A 9,609-nucleotide genomic window follows, 5' to 3' on the forward strand; every position below is an offset into this window, starting at 1 on the left:
TCACTTGTTCAAAATCTTACTATTAACATCATTATTATTTACTAATAAAAACAGACTGCCTTATAGCGCTTGTAAGGATTCATCCATTGCACCAAATAAAGGCTGGGCTAATGCTGGCAGAGCGTCTTTTAATTTAGTAAAGGCGTCTTGCTTATAAAGGATATATTGCCATATCTCATGCTGTGAGCAGCTATCATATATAACGTCGCTGTTATAACTTGGCCATAACCAATTTTCAAAATCACTGGGTTTAGGCTGATAATCTAAATCTTTTGCTTTGGCATCATTGACCTTGTCAAGGTAAGAAAGCGCATGAACAGGTAATACAGTCATGGGTATCTTGCCAGCCATATGCGCAAACCTCACCCATTTAAGAAGCTCAGCCAAGGCAATGTCATAGGCAATAGGTGCAAGCTCAAACGTGGTTTTTCCCTTGAATTTCTTGTACTCATCGCTGCCTTTATTAAAACGCCAAATGCTTCTACCATCGCCAGCAGCAACTTGCACCTCGGTAGTACGCCGCGCGACCTGCCAGTAGACATGTGACAACCAAAAGCGCAGTAAATACTGGGTACGCGCACTATTGGGCAAGATGTTTAGCCACAGCTCAGGTGAGGAGGAGCCGTCTTCCGAGTTATAATTAGTAGTAAGCGCCTCTACTGGTATCATACCTTTCACTTGCAGCCTCCCTTGCAGATTGATATCTGGTGCGGCAACCGTGGTCATAATCTCAGTACAAGGAGTTAGTAGGGCATTATTACCACTACGATGAGTATCTATACCTAATGCTGATAGTTGTTCGGCAAACTCTCGACACTGCTGTTGTAATTTAAGCTGTTGATACTGCAGAGTTGACTGACGTGCCACACCAGCTGGCATCACTGGATCGTATAATAGCTTGCTTACAGAGTGCGTGGTGTGATTGTCTGCGCTGCTACCTTCAACGTCACTGTCTTTATTTAACTCATCGAGTAGCTGCTTATTTACCTCATAAGCGCTTAGGCCTGACAACGATAATGGCTCTTGGTGCACCATCTCATCTTCAGGCAATACCACATGTACTTGCTGTTCTCGTAAAAAATGCTTAGCGGGATGACGCACTTGGTAGTGCAGATACTGCATATCTACTTGGCTGATTTCAAAGCGCTCATCTATCCCTTGTACAGTTGCATTGTCTAATACATTGTCTAATACAATACGCTGAGCAATATTGGCATAGTCCTCTTGACTGGGCAGATTAACTTTAACAGTTGATATGGCACCGTCATCTTGAGACTGCAAACGCTCAAACACTTCATGCCACACCCGTGCTGGAGCATTGGTACTTTGCTGATAGGCTTTTTCTTTTTGCATAGCACGCGTAAGTAAGTTTATTAGTGCTTGACCAGCATCTTCATCAGCCGTTGAGCCAGATGAAACACCATCAAATGAACCACTCGCTGCTTGCTCATTAAGCGTTTCTGACTGCACAAACACTTCTTGGGCAAAGGGTAGCGCTGGATGATGAGTGACCAACCACTGCTCGATAAGCTTGGGCAGGTAACGCTGTACTTGCGCTGCCAATGCTGATTGTTGCTCTTCAATAATCGTTGATGATTGATTTTTAAGTTGTTCGGTTTTTAAAGGGTCCCACTGCCACTGAACCTCACCTTTTAAAAACTGTAGTAACTCACTCACTGGGTTGGCGGGTAAGTGTTCGTGAGTATCGGTAAGACGCTGGCCATTATAAAAAATCCAGCAGGCATTGCGAGCACACAGCAGCGCATCTAAAAACGCGCCATTATCGTCATCTTCACTAAATCTATCACCGCGACGTGCCAGCCCAGATTTCATCAAATCATAACGGTTGTCATGGTCACGATTGGGAAACTCCGCCAAGTCCATATTGAGCATAACAACCAACCCAAACGGTACGTTACGCAGTGCACCAAAACGCCCGAAGGTAATCACGCCTGTCGGTTCCGCACTGACCTGCTGACTCTCAAGTTCGTCTTCAATACTATCGAGCATAAAGCTGAGCTTTAAAGGCAAATTACTGACTTGCGATAGTTTTGATTCAACTTGGCTGGCTTCAAGTTCTAATGGAGTCGCTGTACTATCTATCGTCGTAGAATTCATATCCTCAGCATGATAGCGCTGATAATGACGGTTGGCGCGCAAACTACTCTTAAAACCATTCATCGCATTAAAAATAGCACGCATCGGACGCGTCTGATCAAGGACACCAAAGTACGGATGAATAATATGGTTCTCAATATTATTGAGCCAATTCTCAGCATTATAGCGGGCTTGAAACTCGTAACGGCAATGATGTAAGCCGCTATAGACACGACATAGTGCTTCAATAATCGCAGCATCCGCCAAGCTGATGGCAGATATGGGCACGGTTTTTTCTGCCAGTACATTATCTTGCCAATGTTCAGGATACAGACAATCGCTGATACTCGCTTCTGGCATGATCAAACCTAGCGCGACTTTATCCAAAGCATGGGCAAAGCTAAAGCGGTAATCATAGTCATCTGTATCAAGTGTTTGCTGCAAGTGAGCTTCATCAAAGCCACGTACAAATCCTGCTTGTTCTAATAAGTCACAGGCTCGGCTCATCTGCTCATGCGTTAAGCCAAGGCTTTCATAAAGTGGTGGCAGCATCAGCCAATCAAAAACTTCAGCCGCTTCAAAACGTGCGCTTTCACTGCCTAATAACCCATAAAAGCCGCGTATTGCTTCCCATAGCTGGCGAATCGACTTATCAACCACACCCGTGACTTTAGCCGGTAGCGTCAGACCATCCTGCCCTTCTCCATTAACAAACACTGAGTTAATCAGCTCGTGATGACGATCGACATCAGGGAGAAGTACAACGATATCAGACAAATGGCGTGTGCTACCATCTTCATTTGCCTCGTTTAGCCAGCGTCCAATCATGCCGCGCAGCACTTCAAGCTGGCGCTGTAAATTATGGCAAGAATGAATACTTAGGCTATTATCGTATTGCGAGAGTTGCCAATGACGCGGCTGCTCATAGCGTTTGCCTTTTAGAGTATTGTCGCTAAACCATAAGTCGGAATCATTACTATTACCTAGGCTATTATTATCGTTAATAGCTTTATTTTCTGAAGCGTTATGACTATCCGATTGCACTTGCGTACCAAGCGCGGCACTTAAGCGCCCAGCAGTGGTTTTTTGTGTCGCGCTTTCATCGAGCATCAATACATCTTGCTGCAAGTGCGCAAGCAGGCTTAAGGGCTGTCCGGATTGAGTTCTTTCTGCCTGCGGATAATCGACATCAAACTTATCTTGCCAATCGAGCTTAAAGTTATCTGACTCTTCATTACCTGATAAGCTCGCCAGCATGGCAAAAGTCTCACGCGATTGCTTACCCAAACGTGACAATAGCGTGTGCCCATAATCTCGTAAAAACACACTGTCAGGGTTGATCACTTGCTGACGTTGTAACCACTGCTTATCAACGATATCTGCCCAAAACAGTTGCGACGGATTGTAATGTAATAAAGTGATATCAAGGTAAGTTGATAAACGTTGCAAGAAATTGAGCTCGTTTTGGGGTAATTGCTGAATGGTAAAAATATGCAGTTGCGTTGGCAGTATCGCCTTGATATCTACCCCGCTATTGGCTTTATCTTTGGCCATAATTTGCCAGAAACGCGTCTCAATCGAGGCGCGATGCTCATATACCGAGGCAAATAACAAACGCCATAAGTGACGTTGGGCGACTTCAAGCTCCGTATAATGCGCCACCAACCAATCAGGCGTGATGCCAGCGTATTTATCAAACTCCATCGTTAGCTTGTCTTTTTCGGCCACAAGCAGCTCTACATCAACCGATTTATTATCAGACCATAACGTCAACCAATCCTCACGATGGGTCAAATAACGGCTGAATACTCGTGAAAAGTCTGTCGCTAATGACCACAACCGCACATCTTGCTGACTACGATCTGCTTCTTCATCCAGTAATGCCGATAATAATGGGTATAAAGGGTGCTTATCATCCGCCATAATTTGTGCTTGATAATAAGTGAAGTAACCAAACAGTCGCCATTGCATCACAGCCCCAGTCAATACCGCTACTTCTGGCACGGTCAAAACCTCTTGCGAACGTTGATTGGCTTCTAACCAAACATTGTGCTCAGCCAATACCTTTTGCATCAACGTCCATTGATACTGCCCCCAAAACTTTGTGGTAACCAAGGTGCTAATGCCTGCTTGGCTGGCAATGGATTTATCTAACCAATCGCCCAGCACCATCGATGGCACAATGACAATAAACTCTTCAAATATAGGCAGGTTTTTAGATTGATAAGCGTTAAGTAACTGCTCAACTAGGTGCTCGGTGCGGTGCGACTGAATAATGGTAAACATAAATAGTGATCTGATTAATGGTCTGATTAATGGTTTGATTGAGGTAGTGAAAGAGTGTCATCAATAAATATTGGTTTGATAAATTAAAAATTAGTAAAACTCATCTATGCACATGCGCTATAAATAAAAAAGACGACAGACAACACTGAGCAATCCATGTTTCGCGGTCGTGACTGCTATGCGTTTCTGCTAGGATAATGAATCTAAGTCTGTAATAGCAATGATAAGCGGTGCTCCCCCTTCAATAACAATTATCAGTGTGCCACCGATAAGAATCGTTTACTAGTATAGATACTAGCATGACAATACCTTGCGACAATTACTGTCGTCTTGATTCATCATTTAAAAAAACAGTGACGATTTTTATTTAACCATTGCCTCTTTTTTATTCTTTTATCAACGAGATACTTAAACACTATGCCCTTGCGTCCCATTGATGCCATCTTTGTTCATCCGAAACGACGTTTATATGTTGTATACTATCGTGGTGAGCTGTGGCAATTGCCACGTATGAAAATCGATGATCGATCATGGCAAAACAGAAAGCCTTATACGGATGATAGCAGTGGACTCTACCTCAGTATTCACCAAGCCATTAGCGATCCTGTTTTAGCACAGAAATTACGGACGTTGAACCTGCCTGCCGCCGTACGTGGCAGCACGTTACCTCGGTTTAAGGCATGGTGGGAAGCACATGGTTTTAAATGGCTCAAAGACAAGCTGACGACCAATCAATCGCCCTTAGCAGCGCATCAAGCGGCAAAAGCGATTGACATTCAACCTATCTCGCCCTCAAACTACCCAGCTACTCCTATAAATAACAATGATACCAATAATCGTAAAAGTGCTAAGCAAAAAGCCATGCCTGTCGCAACCGGCGCAACCGATATTTTTGCAGATATGCTGGCAGATTTAGCCGATGAAGTCTTGCATCGAAAGTTGTAAAGCAAGCTCTAGCTCTAATACAATAACTGACTCCCATATCAAGTAAACCAAAAAAAGAACGGTAATATATGAAAGACTACAAGCTGCTACTGGCTGGGCTAATTTTACTACTATTAGTAATCTTTATCGCTATCTTTACTTGGTTATGGAGTAGCAATCGTAAAAATGCAGATCCGTTACCTATTATGGCGAGTGAAAATGACAGTGCAACTGCTGGAATGAACGATGATAAAAGCACCGACTCTAAAAGCACCCTACATATTCAAGCGGAAGAAAACCTACAAGGTCCGTTGGATGATGTAATCGTCGGTTTCGAATCTCGTTATCCTCATGTGGACGTTATAACAAACTATGTAGCCTCTACTGCCCTTTTGACATTATCAAGTGATGCTTTCACTAATAATGAGCGCTCTGAGTTTCTGGTTAGTACAGACATGATTATCGCTGACGGCAACCTATCTACTGAACGTCTTGCACCACTACAAACAAAGCTAACAGCCGCTCAAGATAAAAACCATCAAACCAAAGCAAATAACAATGACCGTGCTGCCGAGGGCTCTACTGTTGATGAAAGTAATAGTGATATCAATGATAAGACGCAGGATACCGAGCGCGATAACACAGAATCTCGTACCCTAAACTCTTTCAACTATGCTTTGAAGGACGAACAAGCACTGGAAGGTGTTATTCTGACAGACAATACTATCGCCGTTAATTTTCGCAACTTTCTCCTTTCAAGTACAGGACAAAGCATATTGAAAAAGTATAATTACCATAATATTGATGGCTACCAAAACAGTGTAGATGACCTATTTAATCCGACATCACGTACAAAAAAAGCACCAGATGATGACTCAGTCAATATCGCTGATGCCCTGAGCAATGGTAAGTAAACCAAAACCTCTTTATTTATTTATCTATTACTGATTGCTTTTATAAGTGCTTTTTTTTACAATAGCACTCCATTATGCGCCTATAGCTCAACAGGATAGAGCAGTTGCCTCCTAAGCGATCGATCCGAGTTCGAGTCTTGGTGGGCGCACCAATCATTGTATTTAGACATAACCTCGCATTACCTCAAGCCCTTGAAACACCTACTATATATAGTTATTAGTCTTTATTAAACACTTGTCATTACCTACTAGCACCTCTACAATGTTGTTAAATTAGTTGTTAAGTAATATACAACGCCATTTTTTGTTGTTAATTATGCAGTGAGGTTGTTGTTAAACCTCTCAACACCTTGAGGTATAAGCCATGACGAGAAGACAAGACTACCGATTAACTGACGCTGGCGTGAAAGCCATTGCCAAACAGTCCACACCTACCAAAGTCACACGCCATGGTGATGGCAACAATTTATATCTTATACAACATCCAAATGGCTCATTATTTTGGCAGATGACATACCGCTATCAATCTGATAAAGATCTTAAGCCCAAGCAAAAGACCTATCAAATAGGAATTTACAAGCCAGCTAAACAAGTCATTGACTCTACATTCAAACCAGAGGTGTCGCTAAAAGAGGCACGGCTGGCACGTGATAAAGCTCAAGCATTACTGGCTGATAACATCGATCCTACAGAGCATAAAAACCATGAGAAAAATAACTTTGAGCAGAAGGACTTATTTAGAGTTATCGCCAAGAGCTATATCAACGAAAGATCTAGCACCACACCTAAGAATATTCAAAAACTTCATAACTATTTAGATAAGCATATCGCACCGCATATAGGCGACTACCCTATTGGCTCTATTACGGCACAAGATATCATCAAAACTGGATTAGCAATCCAAACCTATTTTGAAGAGCGCGGTAAATTTACAACCGATACTTCGCATAAATGCGTTGCTCTTATTAGCTCAGTTTTTGAATATGCTATCAACACGTTAGGCTACGACATTATTAATATCGCTTATGGTCGCAGCAAAGCATTACGACCTCACAAGCCTGAACGTATGAAAGCAATCGAGCAGCACCAATTCCCTGAGCTATTACGCAATATTGATCGATACGGTGCAGATAATCCAAACGCGCATCAACAGACTATCGCTGGCATGCAGTTAATGACGTTATGCTTTGTTAGAACGAAAGAGCTAAGGTTTTTTGAGTGGTCAGAGATTGATTATCATAAGAACGTATGGCGTATACCGGCACATAAAATGAAAATGCGTCAAGATCATATCATTCCACTATCGCCACAAGCTATGGCTATCATTGAGCGTATGCGACCTCTAACAGAAAAAACAGGTTACGTATTTTTTAACTTTGAGCGTAGCAAGCCTTATAGTGATGTCTGGTTCAATCAGGCATTAAAACGTATGGGCTATACAGGTGATCCCTATCCTAAAATGACTGGGCATGGATTTAGGCAGCTTGCCAGCACTGGATTATACGAGTTGCAATTTAGTCAAAACTTGATAGAAATACAATTAGCTCACCTTGAGCAGTCTAGCGTTAAAAAAAGATATGATTTATCTGCACATCTAGCAGAAAGGCAGATGATGATGAATCAGTGGGCAAATCATTTAGATGACCTACGGGCTGGCAAGGCGATTAGTTTTGATCTACTAACGCCAGATGAAATTAAGAGAGAGATGAATAATCGTAATGAGCAGGCTACTGATATAGCGCTGCATGACAAAGATATTTTGATAAAGAGCTTGCAAGCGCAAGGTGTACCGGATAGGTTATTAGGACAGCTTGTTGATTATATAAAATAACTATCAGCTATAGTGAGTCCTAAATAAAAAGAGTGCAGCCATTACAGCGTGCTACTGGTATAAACTTTCCTTGCGTGCTGCTTGCACAGAGGCTGCGCAAAATCCATCCTAGTAGCACTGTATTTATTTTATAGTGGATCGACTATAGTAACTTATAACTTCCATTTGAGGTAAAAATCAGGTGATTTCATGCAAAATAAATTGAATACCGATAGTACTATTACTTCGGAAGATATGTTTCTTATTGATAAAATGTTAAGTGATTACCATAATTTATCAAACGCTGTTGAAGTAATTTTAGGTATGCCCGAAAATATAGGTATAGCTAACAACCTATATAATCATGAGCAATGCACTACCACGCAAAAAAAACATAATTTACTTTTTTTAGAAGATGCTAAAATTGCATCTATGCAATATGTTAGAGAAAACTTTAAAGTAGATACACCTTACTTTCTCAACAATATAGATAATTTTTCAACTAAATACGAAGATAGTGGTTTTGCAGGTAATAAAGAAGAATATGCATTAAATCAATACATAAGTGAACTATTCAGTAAAATAGCTATTTCTTTGAATGAGGTTTTATCTAACACCTCGTTGTTCAATCATATTTTATCAAAATACTCCTCATCTGAATCTAAAAGATTGAGCTTAAAGTTCCTCGAAGTATTTCGAATATATGCATTCAAAGAGCTATCTTTTATCGCCTATTATACAGAAGCATTCAATATAGCCTTGATGTATCACGACTATGCAATGCAATTGTATTTTAGTAGTAGTAAATCCATCTTTTATGATAGTGCTGACTATTTTAGAAAAATATCTTCAATACAAGGCACTAAGGCGGCCAAAACAAGATGGGCTGACAACCCTGAGTACCGTGAACGAAAGAAGAAGCAATATCTTGAAGTTATGCTAGAACAAGGTTTCACTAAATGCACAGTAGCAATGAGATACATTAAAGAAAACATAGATGAAGAAGGAGAGTCAAGCTTTGAATACGCTTATGAGTTATTAAGACAAGCTTATAAAGCTCATAAAGATAATCTGTAAATTAAACTCTTATAAATCTTATGATAAAAAACTTAGATTAACACATGAAGTGCAATACCAAATGCGAGGTGAAAAAAAGACCTAGATGCGCTAGCATCAAAGTCTTTATCCACCGACCAAAGTGAGATTGCAACCATGAACTATACACATCTAAGCCTAGGTGAACGATATCAGATTTCCGCCTTAAAAGGGGCGAAACATAGTATTAAATTTATAGCTGATGCATTAGGCAGAAGTCCCAGCACCATATCAAGAGAGCTTAAGCGTAATAAAAGCCTGCGAGGTTACCGAGCTAATTATGCCGACAACGAAGCCTGTGCAAGACGATCAAACAACGCTTTCACTATCATCGCTGACGTATGGGATTGGGTTACAGACAAGCTTAAACAGAGCTGGAGTCCTGAACAAATAGCTGGGTTTCATGGTGGTATCAGCCATATGAGCATCTATCGCTATATCTGGAAAGACAAGAGCAAAGGTGGCACGTTATGGCACTGTCTT

General features: G+C 41.2%; 6 protein-coding genes and 1 tRNA gene. 6 read left to right on the forward strand and 1 reads right to left on the reverse strand.

What is annotated here, in order from left to right; all coding sequences use genetic code 11:
• Positions 1 to 60: 60 nt before the first annotated feature.
• Entirely contained in the window at positions 61 to 4,383 is a 4,323-nt protein-coding gene (locus EI162_RS04000; protein WP_192523135.1) for an exodeoxyribonuclease V subunit gamma, read from the reverse strand.
• Positions 4,384 to 4,800: 417 nt separating this feature from the next.
• Here EI162_RS04000 and EI162_RS04005 point away from each other — a divergent pair, with 417 nt between their 5' ends.
• The 6 genes from EI162_RS04005 to EI162_RS04030 form a co-directional block, all read left to right on the forward strand.
• Positions 4,801 to 5,328, forward strand: a complete 528-nt coding sequence (locus tag EI162_RS04005) for a hypothetical protein (protein WP_192523136.1) — start codon at positions 4,801 to 4,803, stop codon at positions 5,326 to 5,328.
• A 68-nt stretch (positions 5,329 to 5,396) separates the two neighbouring features.
• Positions 5,397 to 6,221 carry a hypothetical protein gene (locus tag EI162_RS04010; RefSeq protein WP_192523137.1) on the forward strand — a complete coding sequence of 275 codons (825 nt, stop codon included), beginning with the start codon at positions 5,397 to 5,399 and terminating at the stop codon, positions 6,219 to 6,221.
• Between the two features lie 76 nt (positions 6,222 to 6,297).
• Positions 6,298 to 6,373: transfer RNA gene (locus EI162_RS04015), tRNA-Arg, on the forward strand.
• A gap of 212 nt (positions 6,374 to 6,585) precedes the next feature.
• Positions 6,586 to 8,052: a tyrosine-type recombinase/integrase gene (locus EI162_RS04020; protein ID WP_192523138.1), complete on the forward strand. Its 1,467-nt coding sequence runs from the start codon at positions 6,586 to 6,588 to the stop codon at positions 8,050 to 8,052.
• Between the two features lie 189 nt (positions 8,053 to 8,241).
• Positions 8,242 to 9,108 (forward strand): hypothetical protein, encoded by an 867-nt coding sequence (locus EI162_RS04025; RefSeq protein ID WP_192523139.1) that lies wholly within the window; start codon positions 8,242 to 8,244, stop codon positions 9,106 to 9,108.
• 135 nt (positions 9,109 to 9,243) lie between these two features.
• Positions 9,244 to 9,609 (forward strand): helix-turn-helix domain-containing protein (locus EI162_RS04030; RefSeq protein WP_192523140.1); only part of this gene is annotated, 366 nt, incomplete at its 3' end.

Origin of the sequence: Psychrobacter sp. FME6 (assembly GCF_014861365.1) — a bacterium.
In the GTDB taxonomy this organism is placed as follows: Bacteria; Pseudomonadota; Gammaproteobacteria; order Pseudomonadales; family Moraxellaceae; genus Psychrobacter.

Coding starts and splice junctions, on each gene's coding strand:
- EI162_RS04025 (WP_192523139.1), top strand. CDS start 8,242: ATGCAAAATAAATTGAATACCGATAGTACTATTACTTCGGAAGATATG.
- EI162_RS04000 (WP_192523135.1), bottom strand. CDS start 4,383: ATGTTTACCATTATTCAGTCGCACCGCACCGAGCACCTAGTTGAGCAG.
- EI162_RS04010 (WP_192523137.1), top strand. CDS start 5,397: ATGAAAGACTACAAGCTGCTACTGGCTGGGCTAATTTTACTACTATTA.
- EI162_RS04005 (WP_192523136.1), top strand. CDS start 4,801: ATGCCCTTGCGTCCCATTGATGCCATCTTTGTTCATCCGAAACGACGT.
- EI162_RS04020 (WP_192523138.1), top strand. CDS start 6,586: ATGACGAGAAGACAAGACTACCGATTAACTGACGCTGGCGTGAAAGCC.